Origin of the sequence: Aliiroseovarius sp. M344 (assembly GCF_025140835.1) — a bacterium.
In the GTDB taxonomy this organism is placed as follows: domain Bacteria; phylum Pseudomonadota; class Alphaproteobacteria; order Rhodobacterales; family Rhodobacteraceae; genus Aliiroseovarius.
Map to the genome: position 1 here is coordinate 1,102,095 of NZ_CP081153.1, position 20,537 is coordinate 1,122,631.

At 56.9% G+C, this 20,537-nt stretch carries 21 protein-coding genes and 1 tRNA gene; 17 read left to right on the forward strand and 5 right to left on the reverse strand.

What is annotated here, in order from left to right; translation table 11 throughout:
- Positions 1–196: 196 nt before the first annotated feature.
- From K3556_RS05335 to K3556_RS05345, 3 genes are all read right to left on the reverse strand, one after another.
- Positions 197–604, reverse strand: a complete 408-nt coding sequence (locus K3556_RS05335) for a hypothetical protein (protein WP_260518693.1) — start codon at positions 602–604, stop codon at positions 197–199.
- A 105-nt stretch (positions 605–709) separates the two neighbouring features.
- Positions 710–1,252, reverse strand: a complete 543-nt coding sequence (locus K3556_RS05340; protein ID WP_260518694.1) for a LuxR C-terminal-related transcriptional regulator — start codon at positions 1,250–1,252, stop codon at positions 710–712.
- Between the two features lie 288 nt (positions 1,253–1,540).
- Positions 1,541–1,822, reverse strand: a complete 282-nt coding sequence (locus K3556_RS05345) for a glucose-6-phosphate isomerase (RefSeq protein WP_260518695.1) — start codon at positions 1,820–1,822, stop codon at positions 1,541–1,543.
- Positions 1,823–2,213: 391 nt separating this feature from the next.
- Here K3556_RS05345 and K3556_RS05350 point away from each other — a divergent pair, with 391 nt between their 5' ends.
- From K3556_RS05350 to K3556_RS05385, 8 genes are all read left to right on the forward strand, one after another.
- Positions 2,214–3,554, forward strand: a complete 1,341-nt coding sequence (locus K3556_RS05350; protein WP_260518696.1) for a helix-turn-helix domain-containing protein — start codon at positions 2,214–2,216, stop codon at positions 3,552–3,554.
- A 142-nt stretch (positions 3,555–3,696) separates the two neighbouring features.
- Positions 3,697–4,065: a response regulator transcription factor gene (locus K3556_RS05355; RefSeq protein ID WP_260518697.1), complete on the forward strand. Its 369-nt coding sequence runs from the start codon at positions 3,697–3,699 to the stop codon at positions 4,063–4,065.
- A gap of 54 nt (positions 4,066–4,119) precedes the next feature.
- Complete coding sequence (locus tag K3556_RS05360; protein ID WP_260518698.1) at positions 4,120–4,431, forward strand: hypothetical protein; 312 nt, start codon at positions 4,120–4,122, stop codon at positions 4,429–4,431.
- The gene (locus tag K3556_RS05365) at positions 4,431–7,136 is read left to right on the forward strand and encodes an ATP-binding protein (RefSeq protein ID WP_260518699.1); all 2,706 of its coding nucleotides are present in this window, start codon (positions 4,431–4,433) and stop codon (positions 7,134–7,136) included. Before K3556_RS05360 ends, K3556_RS05365 begins: the two co-directional genes overlap by 1 nt.
- A gap of 64 nt (positions 7,137–7,200) precedes the next feature.
- Complete coding sequence (locus tag K3556_RS05370) at positions 7,201–8,229, forward strand: FliM/FliN family flagellar motor switch protein (RefSeq protein WP_260518700.1); 1,029 nt, start codon at positions 7,201–7,203, stop codon at positions 8,227–8,229.
- Positions 8,230–8,293: 64 nt separating this feature from the next.
- Entirely contained in the window at positions 8,294–8,620 is a 327-nt protein-coding gene (locus K3556_RS05375; RefSeq protein WP_260518701.1) for a TraR/DksA family transcriptional regulator, read from the forward strand.
- A 61-nt stretch (positions 8,621–8,681) separates the two neighbouring features.
- Positions 8,682–8,894 (forward strand): hypothetical protein, encoded by a 213-nt coding sequence (locus K3556_RS05380; protein ID WP_260518702.1) that lies wholly within the window; start codon positions 8,682–8,684, stop codon positions 8,892–8,894.
- 166 nt (positions 8,895–9,060) lie between these two features.
- Complete coding sequence (locus K3556_RS05385; protein WP_260518703.1) at positions 9,061–11,154, forward strand: 3-hydroxyacyl-CoA dehydrogenase NAD-binding domain-containing protein; 2,094 nt, start codon at positions 9,061–9,063, stop codon at positions 11,152–11,154.
- A gap of 34 nt (positions 11,155–11,188) precedes the next feature.
- Here K3556_RS05385 and K3556_RS05390 read toward each other — a convergent pair whose 3' ends face one another.
- Complete coding sequence (locus K3556_RS05390) at positions 11,189–11,404, reverse strand: hypothetical protein (RefSeq protein WP_260518704.1); 216 nt, start codon at positions 11,402–11,404, stop codon at positions 11,189–11,191.
- 144 nt (positions 11,405–11,548) lie between these two features.
- On the opposite strand from K3556_RS05390, the gene K3556_RS05395 reads away from it, so the two are divergent.
- Complete coding sequence (locus K3556_RS05395; protein ID WP_247036681.1) at positions 11,549–11,806, forward strand: DUF2312 domain-containing protein; 258 nt, start codon at positions 11,549–11,551, stop codon at positions 11,804–11,806.
- A gap of 61 nt (positions 11,807–11,867) precedes the next feature.
- On the opposite strand, the gene K3556_RS05400 is transcribed toward K3556_RS05395, so the two are convergent.
- Positions 11,868–12,743: a hypothetical protein gene (locus K3556_RS05400; protein ID WP_260518705.1), complete on the reverse strand. Its 876-nt coding sequence runs from the start codon at positions 12,741–12,743 to the stop codon at positions 11,868–11,870.
- A gap of 89 nt (positions 12,744–12,832) precedes the next feature.
- On the opposite strand from K3556_RS05400, the gene K3556_RS05405 reads away from it, so the two are divergent.
- The 8 genes from K3556_RS05405 (at position 12,833) to K3556_RS05440 (ending at position 20,534) form a co-directional block, all read left to right on the forward strand.
- Positions 12,833–14,494, forward strand: coding sequence for an ABC transporter permease (locus K3556_RS05405; RefSeq protein ID WP_260518706.1), 1,662 nt, complete (start codon positions 12,833–12,835; stop codon positions 14,492–14,494).
- 47 nt (positions 14,495–14,541) lie between these two features.
- Positions 14,542–14,617, forward strand: a tRNA-Thr gene (locus K3556_RS05410).
- A gap of 435 nt (positions 14,618–15,052) precedes the next feature.
- Entirely contained in the window at positions 15,053–15,931 is an 879-nt protein-coding gene (locus K3556_RS05415) for a LysR family transcriptional regulator (protein WP_260518707.1), read from the forward strand.
- A gap of 97 nt (positions 15,932–16,028) precedes the next feature.
- Positions 16,029–16,850, forward strand: coding sequence for a putative hydro-lyase (locus K3556_RS05420; protein WP_260518708.1), 822 nt, complete (start codon positions 16,029–16,031; stop codon positions 16,848–16,850).
- Between the two features lie 26 nt (positions 16,851–16,876).
- A complete protein-coding gene (locus K3556_RS05425) occupies positions 16,877–17,908 on the forward strand; it encodes a TRAP transporter substrate-binding protein (protein WP_260518709.1) in 1,032 nt (343 codons plus the stop codon).
- A gap of 26 nt (positions 17,909–17,934) precedes the next feature.
- The gene (locus tag K3556_RS05430) at positions 17,935–18,483 is read left to right on the forward strand and encodes a TRAP transporter small permease subunit (protein WP_260518710.1); all 549 of its coding nucleotides are present in this window, start codon (positions 17,935–17,937) and stop codon (positions 18,481–18,483) included.
- Positions 18,480–19,763 (forward strand): TRAP transporter large permease, encoded by a 1,284-nt coding sequence (locus K3556_RS05435; RefSeq protein WP_260518711.1) that lies wholly within the window; start codon positions 18,480–18,482, stop codon positions 19,761–19,763. Before K3556_RS05430 ends, K3556_RS05435 begins: the two co-directional genes overlap by 4 nt.
- 6 nt (positions 19,764–19,769) lie before the next feature.
- Complete coding sequence (locus K3556_RS05440) at positions 19,770–20,534, forward strand: LamB/YcsF family protein (protein WP_260518712.1); 765 nt, start codon at positions 19,770–19,772, stop codon at positions 20,532–20,534.
- Positions 20,535–20,537 lie beyond the last annotated feature (3 nt).

Here is a 20,537-nt window from a genome sequence, read left to right on the forward strand (position 1 = left end):
CGGGCAATGTAAGATTGCAACGCTTATAGGACGCTACGTAAGGGGTGAAAAGCGATTAAAGCGTTTCGCGCGTTTCGCCAAAAACCGGTGTCTCAGGTTTTTCTCGAAATGCTTTAGGCTAGCGAAAACAGAGAAACGACCCGCCAGTGGGGGCTTGACGGTGCATTCAGCCCGCCAATGCTTGGCGGATTTGCCTTTAATTGCCTAGAATGGCGGATATTTCTGGTTTCTGGATGTCGTTGGGACTGTCATTGTTCGGCGGTTCGTCAAGCGGGCGGTCAGCGTTCTTTCCTTGCGCGCGCACTGTTTCGATCCGGGCCAGTTTCTGCTGCAACCGTTGGTCCATCTCCAGCACGTTGACTTGAAAGCTAGGGGGTGGTCCGGCCAAAGTATCCGGCCTGATCTCCTCGTCAGCCAAGCGGCGCGCGACTGTTTCGCGACCATTCAAGGGCGGGCTTTGCTTATGAGAGTTGTGCATATCGGAACGCGCTTTTCCAGCATCGGGCGCGGTCTCAACCTTTGAACTGTCCGGCGGCTTGCGCACGGGCGTATTCGCCAGCAAACTGGCCTGTGCCCCAAGAGGGACGGGTATTGTGAATTCCATCGTATCGCTCCGTCAATTCACGAAGCCCCCACCGAAGGTGAGCGTAATTAATGTTCCTTTCTAAACCTTTAAACTGGCTAGGCTTTCGCACAGATTGGTTAATTTCTAGAGCGGCATACCCGAGAATTTTGCAACCAGTTCCGGCAGTTTGCGCGCGCCGAATTTTTGAAGAAGGCGCGCGCGATAGGCTTCGACGGTGCGATAGCTGAGGTTAAGCAGCAGGCCAATCTCTTTCGACGTACGCCCCTGACAGGTCAAGATGGCCACATCCCGTTCGCGCGGGGTCAGTGCGACAACGGGGCGTTCGGCTGACAGATCGGCGAAGCTCCAGACCCCTTGTTTGAAGGGATCGTCTGGCGTCAGGCTCGTTCCACGTACGCGGCACCAAAACAGGTCGCCATTTAGCCGTCGCATGATGCGTTCATCTTCGTAACGGCCTGTTTTCCTGAGGATATCACCACCAACCTGTTCGACTTTTTCATAATCCTTTATGGATGGATACAACCGTTCAAGTGGCATGTTTTCAAAAGCTTCGACCTTATCGCCAAACATCTCGGCGAACCGCAGATTGCAGTGCCGCACGATCCGGTTCTCTGTCAAAGCCAGACCCGTGGGCGCGTGCATGAAGGCGAGGTCTATTAGCGTCATATTTTCATCCTGCCAAAGCTGTGGCGGCAATTCAATCAGATGACGTTATGGCGAATTTCGCAACAGAGTAGAGCATCTGGGGCATAGATTTGTAAAATCTGATCACAAATTGATCTACGGCGGCTCTCCCGGAAAGAGAATGAATCAAGGTGCCGCACGTTTTTTCCTGTAATCATGAACGGCCATTGCCCAACCCTGGCTGGGCGCTCAGATTATCGACCGGTGGCGAGTTCCCATAAAGAAAGGCGCACCCGAAGATGCGCCTTTGGTGTTCCTAGCTTGCGCCAATCAGACTGGGCAAGGACGGGTGCGATAGGTGCCGTCACCGTTCGAATAAGCGCACTGGTTGGTATAGCTGTTGCGCGCAACCATGATGCCAGCAGCGGCGCCAGCAAGTGTCGTCAGCACGGTCCAGTTTTTGTTTGCGCCAATCGCGTTTGCGGTGATCAGGCCAGCGCCGATCCCAGCCACACCACCAACAATTGTTTTTTCTTGGTCTGTCAGCGGGCGGTTACAGGCGGGCAGAGCCAGCGTGGCCACGCAGGCAAGGGTCAAAATCGTTTTCTTCATAGTATCCTCCTGGATGAATCATAACTTCACCTTAGTTTGTAAGGATTTGTGAGGGCAAGGGAACGTTATACAGCGGGCTTGATTAAGAAGCGGCGGGAACCCGCCATGTTCCCGTTGCGGCAACACTAGAAGGATGGCTCTGTGGCGTGTGATCACCCAATTCAGGGCTGATACAAATTGAAACACATTTACGCAGCAGTCACGAATCTACCGGCGTTTGCGACGTTCGCGCTGATTTACTGATTCCTAGATCGCTGCTCGCGGAATAGAAAATTTGAAGCCAACTAGCTTTAACCAGACACAATTCTTGTAAAAAAACAAAAAAGTCGGCAGTATTTTTGTAAAACGAGCAAGAAGAAAAAACTGAAGCGAACAAAATGTGAGAAGTATAATGCCGCAGTCTCGTCTCACAGGAAGCCGCATACGCGAGCGTCGGTTGTTTCTTGGGCAAAAACAATCCGCTCTCGCCAAAGCCGTTGGTATTTCTGCTGCTTATCTGAACCTGATTGAGCACAACCGCCGCCGTGCTGGTGGCGAGTTGTTGCAAGACCTGGCCCGTGAGTTGAAAACCGAGCCGCGCTCGTTGATCGAAGGGGCTGAGGTTGCGCTACTTGGTGCATTGCGTGAGGCAGGGCAAAGGATGCCCGATCTTTCCCCGGAAACTCACCGCTCGGAAGATCTGGCAGGACGGTTTCCGGGGTGGTCTGCGCTGATTGCAGCGCAGCATCAGCGCATTCAGGATTTGGAGCAATTGGTCGACGCGTTGTCTGACAGGTTGACCCACGATCCCGAACTTGCCGCGTCATTACACGAAGTGATCTCGGCGGTGACGGCGATCCGATCAACGGTCAGCATTTTGACAGGTGGCGCAGATCTCGACACCGAATGGCAGCAGCGGTTCTTGGGCAATATGCGCGATGAGGGGCGCAGGTTGTCCAGTGCCGCACAAGGGTTGGTCGAATACCTTGATGCAGGCGCGGATCAAGACATGGCCCCGGTTGTGCCGGGCGAAGAACTCGCAGCTTTTCTGGATCGTCGAGACCACCATATTTCAGAACTGGAAGGGTTGGGTGCCGCGACTCCTCACGACATCAACGCAAAGATCGAGGCGCTGATTGCGAAGGCGGGACGGCTGGCGACCGCTGCAGCCAAAGACTTCGCGCGCCACCACTTTCAACGTTATGTGGAAGATGCAGTCGCGATGCCTTTGCCTGCTTTTCAGGCCGCGCGTGCAGAGTTGGCGGGTGACCCAAGCCGTTTGGCGGACCGGTTTCGGCAGCCCTTGCCTTCGGTCTTGCGCCGACTGGCATTCGTTCCGGCCCAAGCCGATGAACAACCGGTTGGGCTGGTGTCGTGCGACGGGTCGGGCACAATCATCTTGCGCAAAGCTCTCCCCGGCTTCGCGCTGCCGCGTTTCGGTGCCGCGTGTCCCTTTTGGCCGCTGTATCAAGCCCTGAGCCGTCCGGGCCACCCGTTGCGCGCGGTGGTCGAAATGCCCGGGCCTACCTCGCGGCGTTTCCTGTGTCAGGCCGTTTGCTTGCCGCGCGAGGCGTTACGCTTCGACCAGCCGCCCGTTTTTGAAGCGGTGATGTTGATCGAGCCGTATGATGAAGCAGCGGCCAACAGTGCTGAGCGCCCGGTTTTGCCGGTCGGGTCGTCCTGCCGTGTCTGCCCGCGCGCGGACTGCGCCGCCCGGCGTGAGGCCTCTCTATTGTCCGCCGATACAGCATGATGGTCGGAAAGGGTGTTCCTTGCCGTTCAAATCATATCCGCCCTAAAGCATTCGTTGGCGTGGTTTGTTTTGACATGAGTCGGTGCATTGTCGATATTCACCTGCAAGGGATAGGCGGCGGCCCGCCCGAGCGGAGGGACACATGACAAAACAGGTGCTCGTCATCGAAGACGAACCAAATATTGTCGAGGCAATCAGCTTCATCCTAAGTCGTGACGGCTGGGCCGTCACCACACATGGCGACGGCGAAACGGCCGTGCAGGTCGTGCTGGATGCGGTGCCTGACGCCCTGATCCTGGATGTTATGCTGCCGGGTCGGTCTGGCTATGATATTTTGCAGGACCTACGTGCGAACGACCTGACGCGCAGGCTGCCAGTGTTGATGTTGACCGCGCGCGGTCAACGCACCGACCGCGAACAGGCCGAGCGTCTTGGTGTGAACCGGTTCATGACAAAACCGTTTTCGAACGCAGAGGTTTTGGAAACTTTGAACCAGCTTGTGCCGGGATAGGCACGCTATGGTGTTTTGGATGATTGCCAATCTGCCCAAGCGGCCCACGTCCGCATGAGGTTCAGGCGCGAACCCCTGTTTTTAGCGCGGCAGAGCTATCGGCGGCGCAGGTTGGAAGACGCTGCGCGGTTGTTGCCGATTTTGGGTGTTTTTCTGTTTCTCCTGCCTCTTCTGGCAACGGATGCAGGCACCGCCGGTCAGGGTATTTATCTGTTTGCTGCATGGTTTGGACTCATCGTCGCGACGGCCATGATCGCCCGGGGATTGAACCGCTGGCCAGACTTGTCGCACAACCCGGACAGTGACACCTCTTCGCCCACGCCATCGGAACCTGTGCCAACACCGCAGCGTGAAGGGACGGACTGATGCTCAGCTTTAATACGCTGGTGGCGGTTTGTCTTCTTTACGTGATCTTGCTGTTTCTTGTGGCTTTTGGCGCGGACAGAAGTGCCGCGCGCAACAAGAACCGCTTTCTGAACTCTCCATTGATATATACGCTATCGCTGTCGGTCTACTGTACGGCATGGACCTTCTATGGTGCAGTCGGCTATGCGGCGCGGTCCGGGCTTGAATTTGTGACCATCTATCTGGGTCCGACGCTGGTGATGATTGGCTGGTGGTGGTTTCTGCGCAAGCTCGTGCGAGTCGGGCGTGCGCAGCGCGTGACGTCGATCGCAGATTTGCTGTCCTCCCGATATGGCAAATCGAACCTGCTGGGCGTCATCGTGACGCTGATCGCGGTGATCGGAACCACGCCCTACATCGCGCTGCAACTGCAATCCGTAACGCTTTCCTTTTCGGTTTTTGCCCGAGATCGGTCGGCAGGGTGGAATGTCCCAGATCTGGATGCGACGGCCTTGTGGGTGGCGGGCGGACTGGCCCTTTTCACCATCCTTTTTGGCACCCGTAACCTTGACGTCAACGAACGCCACCACGGCGTCGTAACCGCCATCGCGGTAGAGGCGGTCGTGAAATTGGTTGCCCTGTTGGCAGTCGGGGTTTTCGTTGTCTGGGGTGTCGGAGGCGGTCCTTCGGGCATTGCGAAGGCCGTCGACGAGGCGATGCTGGCCGCACCGGACGGAGCATGGACGATAACCGGCGGTCGCTGGGTGGGGCTAACATTTCTGTCCGCCGCTGCTTTTTTAACCCTGCCGCGTATGTTTCACGTGCTGGTGGTCGAAAACCTGGGCGAGCGGCAACTGGCGGTCGCCTCTTGGGCCTTTCCTACCTATCTTTTTTTGATGAGCCTTTTTGTCGTGCCCATTGCCGTTGTCGGGCTTGGTACGCTTCCGGCGGGTGAAAACCCGGATCTGTTCGTTCTGACCATACCTCTGCATTTCGACCGGGACGGCCTTGCGATGCTGTCCTTCCTTGGGGGGTTCAGTTCGGCGACCTCAATGGTCATTGTCGCGTCGATCGCACTGGCCACGATGGTATCGAACCACATCATCATGCCACTTTGGCTTTCGATCCGACCTGAAGAGGTGACGAAATCCGGTGATGTGCGGCAAGTTCTGTTGGCATCGCGGCGCTTGTCGATCATCGGGGTGCTGGTGCTAGGCTACCTTTATTTCCGGATGTCCGGCGGCGGCACGGCACTAGCAGCGATTGGCTTGATCTCGTTTTGCGGTGTTGCACAAGTTCTTCCCGCCATGGCCGGTGGCCTGTTCTGGCGCGGCGCGTCACGCAATGGCGCAGCAGCCGGTTTGATAACCGGGTTCGCCGTTTGGGCCTATACGCTGTTTCTTCCCAGCTTCGGAGATGCCGGCTTGATGAGTGCCGCTTTGATCGCTGATGGGCCATTGGGCATCGCGTGGTTGAAACCGCAGGCGCTTTTCGGTGTCACGGGGCTTGATCCAGTTGTGCATGCGATTTTCTGGTCGACCATTTTGAACAGTTTCGCCTTCATCGGCGTGTCGCTGATGTCTTTTCCCAAACCGTTAGAGCGATTGCAGGGCGCGCAGTTCGTGAATGTTTTGGAGCAGACGCAATCAACACAAGGTGGCAATTTCCCTTCTGCCGTCGCCGAAGATTTGCTGGTCATGGCACAGCGCACTTTGGGTTCTGATGCAGCGCAAACTCTCTTTCAGACCCAAGCCAGTACGCAAGGGAAAGAGGGCTACCTGCCGGATACAACGCCCGATTTTATCGCTCGGTTGGAGCGTGAGCTCTCTGGGTCGGTCGGGGCGGCAACAGCGCATGCGATGATCGCCCAGATCATGGGGGGGACTACAGTGTCAGCCGATGATTTGATGGCTGTGGCCGACGAAACTCAGCAGATGTTGGTCTATTCTTCCCAGTTGGAGGAAAAACAGAAGGAACTGACTACCACTGCGCGCCAGCTGTCCGCGGCCAATGACAAGCTGACGCAACTCTCCATTCAAAAAGACGCATTTCTAAGCCAGATCAGCCACGAATTGCGCACACCGATGACGTCGATCCGCGCCTTTTCCGAAATCCTCCGCGACGGTGGGACCAAGGATGCCGAAGCGGCGGGCCGACACGCGTCGATCATTCATGACGAAGCCGTGCGATTGACGCGCCTTCTGGATGACCTTCTTGACCTCAGTGTGCTGGAAAACGGTCAGGTGCAATTGTACCCGCAACGCGAGGTGCTGTCGAAGGTACTGGATCGCGCCGTTGCGGCTACCCAGTCCCTGATTGCGTCTGAAGATCTGCGCATCCACCGTGAACACTCCCGAGAGCAAATCATCATTACGACCGACACTGACCGGCTGGCACAGGTGTTCATCAACCTGATTGCCAATGCAGCCAAATACGGGGACGCGAAATTCAAGCGTCTTACTATTCGGGTGGGCGAGCGGGGCGGTGCGTTGCGCATTGATTTTGTGGATAATGGATCGGGTATCCCAACCAAGAGTCAGGGCGTAATCTTCGAGAAATTCTCGCGCCTAAGCGATAATGCAGCCGCAGGTGGTGCCGGGCTTGGACTTGCAATCTGTCGCGAGGTCATGGACAGGTTGGGCGGGTCAATCACCTATCTCCCAGGACAACGCGGTGCCGCGTTTCGGGTTACGTTGCCGTTGGAAAAAATCCCTCACAGCGCCTGAAAATAAATCAAATGTAAACCTTGTTTTGGCAAGTCTGAGTCTATGCGACCAGAACGGACCAGACATGGCTGAGCCCGACAAGATCAGTGCGATCCGTCAAAAGGCGGAGGCGCGCCACCCGCCGCCTGAGATCCCTCCGGCGACAGCGGCACGCGCGCTGCGTGCAGCGCTTGCCCGCGCCGGTGAGGCGACGGCAGGGCTTGTCTTAACCGCAGACGAGGTTTCAGAAGATCGCGTCGTCTTGTCTGCGCTCGACGGTCAATTTTCGGACTCCGACTTATTGGCATTGATCGAAGGTCCAGAAAGCCGATTTGGGCTGCTGGTTGCCGATCCCAATCTGATCGCTGGACTGATTGAGATGCAGACGATCGGGCGTGTGTTGCCGGCACCGGCCCCACTCCGCGCGGCAACCCGGACTGATGCGGCGATGTGCGCTGACTTCATTGATACTGTTCTGGAGGCGTTGGAGGCGGAGTTAAGCGCTGCGCAATTGCCGATCGCCGCATTGACCAGCGGGTTTCGGTTTGCCGTTCGACTGGTCGATTACCGTGCTGCAACGATGCTCTTGCCGGATATACCCTATCGCCGGTTTCAGACGAAACTTGAACTGGGCGGCGGGGGGAAGCGTGGTGCGCTGTCATTACTTTTGCCGTTCGCTGCGGCCAGCCAACACTGGCAGGCGGATGGAAAAGCCATCTCCGCGTCAAAACAAGAAGCGCCGGCCATCATTATGGGGGCTCGGGCCGAGTTGAATGCAGTGCTTCACCGTGTCCACATGGCACTGGATGAATTGACCGCGCTCACCCCTGGTATGACCCTGAACGTGCCACGCGATGCGCTTTGCAACGTTGCGCTTGAGGATATGGCGGGGCAAGCGCTGACCGCGTGCCGGTTAGGTCAGGCAAAGGGGCAGCGCGCGCTTCGGATCGGTCAGGAAAAGCCGGGCGATGTCATGGCGACACAGGCGACAGAAACCTCACAAAAAGGCGATACCGGGCCCGGTTTGCCGATGGACGCTGAGCGGTCGCCAAACGCCATTGAGCAACCTGCTTTGACAGCTGAGCAGCCCGTGGCAGACCCAGCCCCAATCTGATTGACCTGCATCAAGGTAACGAAGCGTTCTAGGTTCCAATATCGGCCTATGAAGGAGAAACGCTATGGTTGATGTGAGTAAGTATCGGAGCATTTTGCAGGCGCGCTTGAAAGAGCTGGATGTGCGGTTGCATGAGATCGAAGAAGAGTTGGAAAGTCACAAATCCAAAGATTGGGAAGAACTGGCAGTCGAACGCGAAGAGGATGAGGTCCTTGAAGGTTTGGGCAACTCCGGGCAAGATGAGATCGTCAAGATCAATGCAGCCTTGGCGCGAATGGACGAGGGCGAGTTCGGCTTCTGCACCACCTGCGGTGTCGAAGTGTCACCAGAACGCCTTGATGTCGTTCCCCATACGCCGTTCTGCCGCGACTGCGCCGCTAAACACGCCTGATGATCGCGCGAAAAAGCGCTCTGCCAACCTAAGCCCATAAACATGACCCATGGAGGATAAAATGGCATTTGAAGAGCTGAAAGCCTCGATCAGTATGATCCTGGATGAAATCGCCAAAAGACCCGAAGACCGCCATGTGCTGCAAGAGCAGTTGCGTGAGAAGATCTCGGAGCTTGAAAAGACCGGTCAGCCTGTACCGGAAGACTTTCGAAAATTCGAAGCCGATCTTGAAGAAGATGACGCGGACGATCTGTTCGACAACATGCCGGTCTGACGAAATCAAGCTGCGCCGTGGCGGGAGCCTTTTTTGCTCTATCAAATGTGTCCGGCGCGCAGCATTATCGACCAATTGGTCGGTAATGCTTGAGTTTTCGCCCCTAGGCCATTGACAAAAGGCGCTTAAATCTGGCGACTGGATGCAGGCAGGAACGGAGGCGCAAATGACAGCACAGGTTCAATACGACGTCGTCGACGGCGTGGCCCGCATCAAGATCTCAAATCCGCCGGTAAATGCGCTGAGTCAGGTCATCCGTGAGGGTTTGCTGGAGGCTTTTGAGCGCGCCGACAATGACGAAAGTGTTGGTGCCATTGTCCTGTCGGCAGAGGGCAAAACCTTCCCTGCTGGCGCCGATGTGCGCGAATTTGGTCGCCCTCGGGCAGCGCCCATTCTGTCCGATGTCTGCGCCCGCATTGAGGCCTGCAAAAAGCCAGTGCTGGCCGCCGTTCATGGCCACGCTCTGGGCGGCGGTTTCGAACTTGCTCTGGCCTGCCATTACCGAATAGCTTTGCAAGGTTCGACGCTGGGATTACCCGAAGTCAATCTGGGTGTCCTGCCCGGCGGTGGTGGCACGCAGCGTGTTCCCCGGATCGTCGGTGCAAATGCAGCTTTGGATCTCATGATCAGCGGCAAACCTGTTACGGCAGAACGGGCCGCAGAAATGGGTTTGATCGAAAAGGTTATCTACAACAACCTTGATCGGGCTGCGCTGGCTTCGGCTAAGAACATGATCGCCCAAAAAAGCCCAACGCGCCCGACCCGTGACCGGGAAGAGGGGTTGTCAAATCCGGTTGCCTTCTCGGAGGCGATCAGATCTTGGCGCGCGCGCGTCGCGGGAAATTTTGTACCGTCCGTGCGCTGCATCGTGGATTGCGTCGAGGCAGCGCTTCTGTTGCCTTTCGACGCCGGGATTGCGCTGGAACGCCAATGTTTCGATGACTGCGAAACCGGGGCTGCGGCGACCGCACTGCGTCACGCCTTTTTTGCGGAACGCCGCGCTGCGAAAGTACCGGAACTTGACGGGGCCAATGTGCGCGACGTGTCCACGATCGGCGTCGTTGGGGCGGGCACCATGGGCACGGGCATTGCCATCACGTGCCTTGATGCGGGTTTCCCCGTAACCCTTGTTGAACGTGATGACGAAGGTCTGGCTCGAGGGATCGACCGGATCAAGGACAACTACGAAAAATCCGTCGGCAAAGGACGCATTGATCAAGCGGCTGCCGATGACCGTCTATCGCGGCTTCAGGGCACGACGGACATGGAGCGCCTGTCGCAGGTCGATCTGGTGATTGAAGCGGTGTTCGAAGACGAAGATGTAAAGCGCGGCGTTTTTCAGCAACTGGACAAGGCGATGCGGCCCGGCGCCATTCTTGCAACAAACACGTCCTATCTGGACATTGATGCGCTGGCTGCAACGATTTCGCGACCCGAGGATGTGGTCGGTTATCACTTCTTTTCCCCCGCACACATAATGAAGCTTCTCGAAATCGTGGTCGGTGAAAAAACCCACCGTGATGTGGTGGCCACAGGCTTTTCACTGGCCAAGAAGCTGCGGAAGGTCCCGGTGCGGGCGGGTGTTGCGGATGGATTCATCGGCAATCGCATTCTGGCGGCCTATCGGTTGGCTGCAGATTTCATGTTGGAAGATGGCGCAAGCCCTGCGCAGATCGACGCTGCTATGCGGGCCTATGGCTTCCCGGTCGGACCGTATCAGGTTCTGGACATGGCCGGGCTTGATATCTCGTGGGCGCGCCGAAAGCGTCTTGCCGCAACCCGCGACCCGGAAGATCGCTATGTCGCGATAGGCGACCGGATGTGCGAAGAAGGCTGGTTTGGGCAAAAAGCGGGCCGGGGCTATTACGTCCACGGCCACGGGCTTGGTCCGGTTGAAAATCAGGAAGCGTTGGCGATCATTGAAGATGAGCGGCGCAGGAAAGGTATCACTCCGCGCACGTTCTCTGACGACGAGATACAGCAGCGATGCCTGAACGCGATGGCCAATGAAGGGGCACGTCTGATTGAAGAGGGCGTGGCGCTTCGCCCGTCAGATATCGACGTGGTCTTGTTGTATGGCTATGGGTTCCCACGGTTCCGCGGCGGGCCGATGATGGCCGCAGACCAGCGGGGATTGTTGAGCGTACAGAATGCACTGAAATCTTATCAGTCGGAGGAGCCCAAGTTCTGGGCACCATCACCGTTATTTGCTGATTTGATCAAGAACGGACGCCATTTCAGCGACATGAATGACGACTGACCGGGGAAGGCACGACGTGTCCATCGGACCTTTGTCAGGACAGCGACACGCCCAGGATCACGCACATTAAACCAATGACGGACAGAGCCAGCCCGCCCATATTCAGCGCCATCGCCTTTTGGACGCGGGCACGCAGTTCAGCGTCTTCGAGGTTTTCACGTTTGGCTTTCATGACCTTGAACGCGCTAGCGAGCAATCCGACAAGCCCGACAAACGACAAGATTGCTCCGATGATGATCAGCCATTCCATGGCGCTCTCCTTTTCTGTGAAGATCGCCTAGCGCGCGAGGGCTACCGGCGCAACCCCCGGCGACACATCGCAAACACACGCATGCGACCCTTGAAGCGGGCGGGGGGACGGGCTAGTCAGGGGAAACCCGATTAAGAGGATCACATGGACGATAATCAGGCCGACAACAGCTACCGAGTAACAGCCAATGAACTTCGCCAGTTCGTCGAGCGCATTGAACGTCTCGATATGGAAAAGAAAGACCTTGCAGATCAGCAGAAAGAGGTCATGGCCGAGGCGAAAGCGCGCGGTTACGACACAAAGGTGATGCGCAAGGTTATTGCGCTGCGCAAACGCGACAAGGACGATATCGCCGAAGAAGAAGCGGTGCTGGAGATGTATAAAGAAGCGTTGGGCATGTAAGCTACGCCCACAAAAAACAAAGCCCGCCAGTTCGGCGGGCTTTCGTGTTTCTGGCACCATTTCAGGCGATTAGGAGCGTCACGCCCGGAATGCGTTCGATTTCGTCCAGATCATGATCATAGGCATCGGTCAGCTCTTCGATCAGGTCTTCGGTCCACCCCGGAAGGTCAATTTCTTCCTCGATTTCTTCTGTTATCGCGTACTTCTCCAGAAAAGTTGCGATGACCTGTCTGCGTTGTTCTGGGCTTGAGATAGTAGTCATCGTTAAATACTCTTGCATCTTTTCGAAGCCGTCACTCACCATGATTTGCCTTAGGACATCCAGTGCACCATCCAGAGGCATCTTGTCGTCTACGCCTGCAATGTCGTGCATGATTTCAGGCCAAAGAAGCGGCGTATCTTCGTTGCACCAGACGGTAATCGGCGTGGTGGGGTTGGCCTCGCGAACGGTGTGCAGCATGTCCGACCAACACAGCCCGCGCGGTTCAACTTGCGCGAGCAGCGCACCTCGGTCGATTTCAGTCGCCTCTTTCAGTATCGCTGGCACGAAAGTTGCCGGATTACGCATTCCAATAAAAAAACTTACGTCGTGATTTGCAAAAAGGTTACGTAGCCAAAAGGTATTTCGTTCCGCCAGATGATAAAGTTGGTTGTGTTCGATCGACCGGTGCGGAGCGCCCAAGAAGTTTTTGTGCCCAAGCACCAACCGCTTGGCATCGCTTCTGTCGACGAGGGTATCCAGCAACATGTCTTGTGTTTCATCATCCGCGCGCGCGCCCTGTAGTTTGACCAGAGCATCAGCCAATAGGCCGCGATACCGCCCAGGGCCGGGCACAGAGACGCCTTCCTTTGCCAGCTGACCGCTGCTTTTTAACAGTGACTTGATCAATTGGTCGTCATCCGTGCAATGGGCCCCAAGATGGATAGAAATCTGCATTCAGGTATGACCTTTGTTTCGCTCGACCTCATGAAACATATGGCGGATTTCTGGACAGTTAAACCTGTTTCAGGCTAAACGGACAATTGATGACTGACCAAAAGACTCAGATTGAGGCGCCGCCGCGTGCAAACCGGCTTCCGGACCTTTGGTCAGTGGGGGCATTGGCGATTGCGATTTTGGTTTTGTTGCCAATCCTATCAATCGTCTGGCTGGCATTGACTCCGGTCGAAAATGCCTGGCCGCACCTGCTGAATACGACACTGCCGCGCTACGTTTCAAACACTCTGCTGCTATGCGTGACGGTGGGCGGCCTGTCGGCCGCTGTTGGCACCGGGTCGGCATGGCTGATTACCATGTACCGGTTTCCCGGCGCGCGTTGGCTTGAATGGCTGTTGCTAACGCCGCTGGCCATCCCCGCCTATGTGGGTGCCTATGCTTTGGTGGATTTTCTGGAATATGCCGGACCTGTTCAGACAGGGCTGCGGGCCGTGTTTGGCTGGGAAAGCGCCGTAGATTACTGGTTTCCGCAAATCCGATCGCGCTGGGCGGCTGTCGTGGTTCTGACGGCGGCTTTGAACCCTTATGTTTTCTTGTTGGCGCGCGCCGCGTTTCGTGAACAATCGGGAGACGCATACGAAGTCGCGCGAGCGCTTGGCGCCGGTCCGTTCGCTCGTTTCTGGCGCGTCGGCATGCCGTTGGCGCGTCCAGCCATTGCGGCAGGTGTTGCCATCGTGATGATGGAAACAGTATCTGATTTCGGCGTAGTAGATTACTTCGCCGTACAGACCCTGACCACCGGCATCTTCACTGTCTGGCTGGAAGGTCACAATGCCGGCGGGGCGGCGCAGATCGCGATGGTGATCTTGGTTTTTGTGTTCCTGCTGGCCGCGCTCGAGAAAACCAGCCGCTCACGCAGCCGGTTCTACCGCATGTCGCGCCAAAGCCGCCCCGTCGAAGCGCGCGCGCTGTCCGTCTGGCCCGGCGTTGCCGCCCTGATCGCCTGCGCAATACCCTTCGTGGTGGGTTTTGTCCTGCCGGTGGGTGTATTGATTGGCCATGCGGTCGCCAAGCCAGAGTATTGGCTGTCCAATGGACTGGCTTCGGCGTTGTTGCACACGTTGACTGTTGGCGGGATCGCTGCCGTGGTGACGGTAACTGCAGCGTTGTTTTTGGTCTATGGCGTGCGGCTTTCGGGCCATTCGCTGCCCCGCAAACTCATGCCATTGACGACCATCGGTTATGCAGCGCCCGGCGCCGTGTTGGGGATCGGGATCCTGATCCCTATGGCCGCAACTGACAACGCTTTGGCCGACGGTGTTCTGGCTTTGACCGGTTGGGATCCCGGCTTGATGATGACCGGCACAGCTTTCGCGGTCATCTACGCCTATTGTGTGCGCTTCTTTGCTATCGCGCAGGGGGCTGCTGACGCCGCGATCGAACGTGTTTCGCCCAACCTGCCGATGGCCGCCCGATCATTGGGCCGCTCTGCCCGTGGGGCCTTGTCCGAGGTTTACGTGCCGCTCATCCGAAGCTCAGTTGGCACAGCGCTGCTTTTGGTGTTTGTGGATAGCGTAAAAGAGCTACCCGCAACCCTGCTTCTGCGCCCCTTCAACTACGGCACGTTGGCCACGCGCGTCTACGAGCAAGCCTCGCTTGAGCAATTGGGGCAAGCCGCGCCACCAGCGCTCATGGTCATCGCCGTCGGTCTGTGCGCGGTGGCCTTGATGGCACGCGCCAGTCGTAGCTAAACCTTTTACTTGAACCCCGTCGCAGAACCCCTTAAATGCGCACCAGTGCCCCTATAGCTCAGCTGGTAGAGCAACTGATTTGTAATCAGTAGGTCCGCGGTTCGAGTCCGTGTGGGGGCACCACTTTTACATTAAAATCAATATCTTGCGCAAATCTGAGGTGCAGTGGAAACCGCCCCGAGAAATCCGGAATCAGATCGGAAGCGGGTTTTGGACTGCGGCAGGGTGATACGGTCTAGCGAGAGATTCGTTTTGATTTCAAACAGGTGCCGCAACACCGCTATGCCACTGATGGTGGCCGGCCCCAATACAGGAACCAATGGTCATTCGTAGTTGGTTTACCAAATGCAAACCAGTAGACTTCCCTTTGATCCGTCCAATTAAAAGAGATGCCGTGTTCTTACAACTCGCCAGCGACCGCAGTGCCGGGTAAGCCTGACATTGGCCGCATTGTTTGCAACGACTGGTGCATTCAACAGGCTGGGCTTTCGATCTGACGTGTTAGATGTGCCCTGTCGAAGGCTTTGCGGTTCGACCGATACATTATATGAATACGCTATGACTTTTGATCAAATAAAGACCTTCCTGTGGGTGGCGCGGTTGGGGGGCTTTCGCAAGGCGGCTGATCGGCTCAACCTGTCGCAACCGGCCGTGTCGACCCGTATCTCAAATCTGGAGCAGGAATTGCGCGTGCCTTTGTTTGAGCGCGGTCGGGGGGAGCTTGTCCTGACGAAACACGGCACGCTTCTGCTTGCCTACGCAGAGCAGATGCTGTTCGTCGAAGAGGAGATCAAGCAGCGCGTCGCAAACCCATCCGAAGCAGACGGGCTGTTCCGTGTTGGCGCGTCTGAAACGATAGCACAGGCATGGTTGCCGGACTTTCTGAAGGCCTTCAGTGAGCAATATCCGCGCGTAAATGTTGATCTTACCGTGGACATATCCATCAATCTGCGCTCGGAACTTCTTGAACGAAAGCTTGATCTTGCGCTTTTGATGGGCCCTGTTTCAGAGTTCTCGGTCGAGAACGTCGTTTTGCCGCCCTTTGACCTGCACTGGTATCGTTCGACGACAAATCCACAGACCGAATTGAGCAAAATTCCGATCATTTCCTATTCGAGCAAGACACGACCTTATCGCGAGCTCATGTCAGAATTATCGCGCCGGATCGGGCCCAAACTCCGTGTCTATACCTCTGCATCGGTGTCGGCGAGTTTGAAGATGATCGCCGCGGGAATCGCTGTCGGACCCTATCCGCGTGCGTTGGCCAATGATTTTCTGGGGACCGGGCAAATCGTCGAGTTTGATCCGGGCTTTCGCCCCACGCCACTATCGTTCACGGCGTCGTACTTGTCAGAGCCCCGTAGCTTCCTTGTTGAAAACAGTGCTAAAATCGCCCGCGACGTGGCCGAGGTCTGGGACAAGACGCATCCAAACTAAATTCAAAAAAATTTATCGATGGTGATGCATATTGATAATTTGATTGAAGGTGCTGCCCTGTGTGATGATCGCATACACACAAGGGGAGCCCAGATTGATGCCAAGATCAGTTTCACATACCGCCTTGGTCGCGTCTTCGGCCGCCGAGGTTAGATCGGCAATTCGGAACAAGTCTTATGATGGCCATACGGCCGGGCTGGCGGCGGGAAAGCTTCAGTGCAACCTTGCGATACTACCTGAGAAATACGCTCTGGATTTCCTTCGGTTTTGTCAGCGCAATCCTAAGCCGTGCCCAATCGTGGGTGTCAGCGACACTGGCGACCCGGCCTTGCCGACACTGGGCCATGACATCGACATTCGCACGGACGTCTCAAAATACCGGGTATTTCGCAATGGCGCGCTCAGCGAAGAAGTCACCGACATCTCTGATGTTTGGACAGATGACCTTGTAACAGTTGCGCTTGGCTGCTCATTCACTTTTGAAAATGCACTTTTGCGCAATGATATCCCGGTTCGGCATATCGAAAAGGGGCTGAACGTTCCGATGTTCCGCACCAACATCGATCTTGTGCCTGCAGGCCGTTTTGGCGGCAAGATGGTTGTAACCATGCGCCCGATCCCCGAAGCGCAAATTGACCAGACCCGCGAGATTTGCGGGCGATACCCGCAGGCCCATGGAGCCCCCATTGCTGTGGGCGATCCCGCGAAAATCGGAATTGCTGATCTGTCGCGCCCCGATTGGGGGGACACGGTCGAGATCAAGCCCGGTGAAATCCCGGTCTATTGGGCCTGTGGCGTGACCCCACAGAATGTTCTTTTGGCTGCGGACCTTCCAATCTGTATCACCCATTCGCCCGGTCACATGCTGATCGCCGATGTTGCGGAAGACGCCGAAACCACAATCCTCACGCATAACTAAAACGACCCAACAAGGAGAAAACGACAATGAAAAATACACTTGCCATTCTTGCAGCCAGCAGCGCGCTTGCGTTTCCGGCTTTCGCTGAAAACCTGTCCGTGGTGGGAAGCTGGTCCAGCTTGCCGCTGCACAATGAATACGAAGTGCCGTTTTGGGGCACGACCCTGCCCGAAGCGTCCGGCGGTGACCTGACGGTCGAACTGACCACACATAACCAAATGAGCCTCGGGCTTGGCGATATCTATCCTTTGCTTGGTCAAGGCGTTTACGATGTGGCGATGACGGTGGCGGACTACGCCGTTGCCGATGCGCCAGAGCTGGAAGGGCTCGATGTGCCGTTGCTGGCGCTGACGGCGGACGAAGCCCGCGCCATGGTGGATGCCGCGCGTCCTATGGTTACGGACATTTTTCACGACCGCTTCAACGCACATGTGCTGGCCATCGCGCCATACCCACCACAGGTCGTCTTCTGTAACCACGAGATTTCTGGTCTTGCCGATCTCGAGGGGCTGAAAGTCCGCGCCTCTGGCCGTATGACCGCTAAACTGCTTGAAGCATTGGGTGCCGAAGGCGTGAATGTATCCTTCGCTGAAGTGCCTGGCGCACTGCAGAATGGTGTCGTCGATTGTGCCGTGACCGGCGCCGGTTCGGGATACAGCGCGGGTTGGTGGGAAGTGTCCACCCACTTGCTGCCCATCCCCTTGGGTGGCTGGGATTCAGTTGTGACAGCGATCAACCTGGACAAGTGGAACGGTCTGAGCGCTGACACACAAGCCCTGATCACCAGCGAAGTCGTCAGTGGTTTTGAAGACCCCGCTTGGGCGAGCGCGCAAAACGCGCTGGTCAATGACATTGCCTGCCTGACAGGCAATGGCGAATGCCCATCGGGTGAAGCCCGGTCCATGACATTGGTTGACGTCAGCGACGCGGATTTCGATCGCGCCCGTGAGATCCTCACCAGCGAAGTGCTGCCAGAATGGGCCGAGCGCGCCGGTGGTGACTGGGCTGCACGCTGGAACGACAGCGTTGGCCAAGTTGTCGGCGTGACAATCAACTAGGACCAGAAACAGGGGACGTACCGAAAATGGAAAGAAAGATGATAGACAGCCTGCGGGCGCTCAACAAAAAGGTGGCGCTGGTCGTTGGCTTTGGTCTTTTGCTCTGCGCGGCCTTCGTGCTGGCGGACATCATCATGCGCCAGATCGGTACGTCCCTTGGCGGCACAGAGGAGATTGCGGGCTATGCCATGGCGCTCGCCACGTCTTGGGGCATGTCCTTTACGCTTTTGGAACTGGGCCATGTGCGGATTGATCTGCTTCGGTCCAGATTCCAGAGCTTTTCCAAGGCACTTTTCGATGTCTTCTCGATGATCGTGATGTCCGGTGTGGTCATCACAATTGCCATCAAAGCATGGCCCGTGTTGGAACGGTCAATTTCCAACGGCTCGCGGGCCAACACGCCGTTGGAAACGCCGCTGGCTTGGGTGCAACTGCCTTGGTTTGCAGGCTGGGTCTGGTTTGCCGTGATGTCGACCCTGACATCGCTTGCGGCGCTCAGCCTTCTGCTGAAGCGGCGCCATGAAGAAACCGAAAGTTTTGTCGGCGCATTCGCCGAACAGGAGACACTGCAATGATCGGCTATATCTCAATCGGCCTTCTTGGCCTGCTGGCGCTGTCCATTCCTGTCGGTATCGTCCTGTTCCTGCTTGGCTTTGGTATTGACGCATTCTTTTCCAGTTTCCCGCTGACACGAGGGCTTGGGAACATGGTGTGGTCGGCGTCGAACTCGGCCACCCTGATCGCGATCCCATTCTTCGTGCTGCTGGGCGAAATTCTGGTGCGCAGCGGTATCGCCACACGGACCTATGCCGCCTTGGATCGCTGGGTGTCCTGGCTGCCGGGCGGATTGGTGCATGCCAATGTCGCCACCGCGACAATGTTTTCAGCGACCTCAGGCTCATCCGTGGCGACAGCAGCCACGGTGGCCACGGTGGCCATGCCACAAGCAGAAAAGCTGGGATATGACCCAAAGCTCTTTTCCGGAGCGATTGCGGCAGGCGGCACGCTGGGCATCATGATCCCGCCATCAATCAATCTGATCGTCTACGGGTTTCTCACTCAATCCTCGATACCGCAGCTGTTCCTTGCCGGACTGATCCCCGGCATCGCCCTCGCGATAGCGTTTATGTTGGTCACGGCGGTCATCTGCACGATCCGGCCTGATTTGGGGGGCGTGCGCCGCACGTTTCCCTTTCCGCAGATGTTGCGGGCACTTGTCGACCTGATCCCGATCCTGATCCTTTTCGGACTGATTGTCGGATCCATCTACCGCGGTTGGGCCACGCCGACAGAAGCGGCGGCGGTCGGTGTCGCGGGCGCGTTCCTGATTGCCTTCGCTTTTGGCGGGGTATCGTGGGACATGCTGACACAAAGCCTGACTGGCACCGTCAAGATCACCTCTATGATCATGCTGATTGTGATTGGCGCATCCTTCCTGAACTTCACGCTTGCCTCCGCTGGGCTGGGCCGTGAATTGACGACTTTTATGGAGGGGCTCGGCCTGTCGCCTATTGGCTTTATCCTGGTCGTTGTTGTGCTTTATATCGTGCTGGGTTTCTTCATCGAAACCCTGTCACTCATGGTCGTAACAATCCCCATCATCGTGCCCATGGTCGTGGTGCAGGGCTATGATGTGATCTGGTTCGGCATCCTGATGATCGTCTTGATCGAGATGGCTTTGATCACGCCCCCGGTTGGCCTGAACCTCTACGTGGTGCAGGGCGCGCGGAAATCCGGCAGCTTGAACGAGGTGATGCTGGGCGCGCTTCCCTATTGCCTGACAATGCTTGGCATGGCGTTCCTGTTGATCGCTTTCCCAAGCATCGCGCTTTTCCTGCCCAAGTTCCTGCAATAAAGGTAGATGATGCGTATCGATCTTAACTCTGATCTGGGCGAGGGCTTTGGACCTTGGGCGATGGGCGACGACGCTGAGATGCTGTCGATCGTGACCTCGGCCAATGTGGCCTGCGGCGGCCATGCGAGTGACCCCGAGACCATGTTCCACACCCTGTCTTTGGCGAAGGACAGGGGGGTCAATGTGGGGGCTCATCCCGGCTATAATGACCGCGAAGGGTTTGGGCGGCGCGTGATCCCCATGTCGCCCGCTGAAATTGGCCGCATGTGTGCCGCGCAGATCGGCGCGCTTATGGGCATCGCAGCGCAAGTCGGCGTGCCGGTGACATATGTGAAAGCCCACGGCGCGCTTGCCAATCTTGCTGCGCGCGACAGGGACGTGGCAGGGGCCATCGTCGCAGCGGTGCAACACATCGACCCCAAACTTGCCATGCTCGCGATTTCCGGAACGCTGGGGGAGGCCGCCGCCCGTGACGCCAACGCACCGGTGTTTTCGGAAATTTTTGCGGATCGCGGCTACCTGTCATCCGGGCAGCTTGTGCCACGGGGGCAGAAGGGCGCGATGATTCATGATGCCAAAGAAGCCGCTGATCGGTTGTTGTCATTTCTTGACAGCGGTTTGATGCCGGTGGTCGACGGTGACCCGATCAGATTGAACGCGCACTCCATCTGTGTCCACGGGGACTCGGCGGGGGCTGTCGACATGGCGCGCGAAATCCATGCGCGGCTTACGGCGAACGGCGTTCAGATCACCAGTTTCATGCAGGTTTAGGGG

Excerpts from the sequence above, each read along its gene's own strand:
- K3556_RS05435 (WP_260518711.1), top strand. The coding sequence starts at position 18,480 with ATGATCGGCTATATCTCAATCGGCCTTCTTGGCCTGCTGGCGCTGTCC.
- K3556_RS05415 (WP_260518707.1), top strand. The coding sequence starts at position 15,053 with ATGACTTTTGATCAAATAAAGACCTTCCTGTGGGTGGCGCGGTTGGGG.
- K3556_RS05365 (WP_260518699.1), top strand. The coding sequence starts at position 4,431 with ATGCTCAGCTTTAATACGCTGGTGGCGGTTTGTCTTCTTTACGTGATC.
- K3556_RS05345 (WP_260518695.1), bottom strand. The coding sequence starts at position 1,822 with ATGAAGAAAACGATTTTGACCCTTGCCTGCGTGGCCACGCTGGCTCTG.
- K3556_RS05425 (WP_260518709.1), top strand. The coding sequence starts at position 16,877 with ATGAAAAATACACTTGCCATTCTTGCAGCCAGCAGCGCGCTTGCGTTT.
- K3556_RS05335 (WP_260518693.1), bottom strand. The coding sequence starts at position 604 with ATGGAATTCACAATACCCGTCCCTCTTGGGGCACAGGCCAGTTTGCTG.
- K3556_RS05340 (WP_260518694.1), bottom strand. The coding sequence starts at position 1,252 with ATGACGCTAATAGACCTCGCCTTCATGCACGCGCCCACGGGTCTGGCT.
- K3556_RS05430 (WP_260518710.1), top strand. The coding sequence starts at position 17,935 with ATGGAAAGAAAGATGATAGACAGCCTGCGGGCGCTCAACAAAAAGGTG.
- K3556_RS05395 (WP_247036681.1), top strand. The coding sequence starts at position 11,549 with ATGGACGATAATCAGGCCGACAACAGCTACCGAGTAACAGCCAATGAA.
- K3556_RS05355 (WP_260518697.1), top strand. The coding sequence starts at position 3,697 with ATGACAAAACAGGTGCTCGTCATCGAAGACGAACCAAATATTGTCGAG.
- K3556_RS05375 (WP_260518701.1), top strand. The coding sequence starts at position 8,294 with ATGGTTGATGTGAGTAAGTATCGGAGCATTTTGCAGGCGCGCTTGAAA.
- K3556_RS05350 (WP_260518696.1), top strand. The coding sequence starts at position 2,214 with ATGCCGCAGTCTCGTCTCACAGGAAGCCGCATACGCGAGCGTCGGTTG.
- K3556_RS05370 (WP_260518700.1), top strand. The coding sequence starts at position 7,201 with ATGGCTGAGCCCGACAAGATCAGTGCGATCCGTCAAAAGGCGGAGGCG.
- K3556_RS05390 (WP_260518704.1), bottom strand. The coding sequence starts at position 11,404 with ATGGAATGGCTGATCATCATCGGAGCAATCTTGTCGTTTGTCGGGCTT.
- K3556_RS05385 (WP_260518703.1), top strand. The coding sequence starts at position 9,061 with ATGACAGCACAGGTTCAATACGACGTCGTCGACGGCGTGGCCCGCATC.
- K3556_RS05440 (WP_260518712.1), top strand. The coding sequence starts at position 19,770 with ATGATGCGTATCGATCTTAACTCTGATCTGGGCGAGGGCTTTGGACCT.
- K3556_RS05400 (WP_260518705.1), bottom strand. The coding sequence starts at position 12,743 with ATGCAGATTTCTATCCATCTTGGGGCCCATTGCACGGATGACGACCAA.
- K3556_RS05380 (WP_260518702.1), top strand. The coding sequence starts at position 8,682 with ATGGCATTTGAAGAGCTGAAAGCCTCGATCAGTATGATCCTGGATGAA.
- K3556_RS05405 (WP_260518706.1), top strand. The coding sequence starts at position 12,833 with ATGACTGACCAAAAGACTCAGATTGAGGCGCCGCCGCGTGCAAACCGG.
- K3556_RS05360 (WP_260518698.1), top strand. The coding sequence starts at position 4,120 with ATGAGGTTCAGGCGCGAACCCCTGTTTTTAGCGCGGCAGAGCTATCGG.
- K3556_RS05420 (WP_260518708.1), top strand. The coding sequence starts at position 16,029 with ATGCCAAGATCAGTTTCACATACCGCCTTGGTCGCGTCTTCGGCCGCC.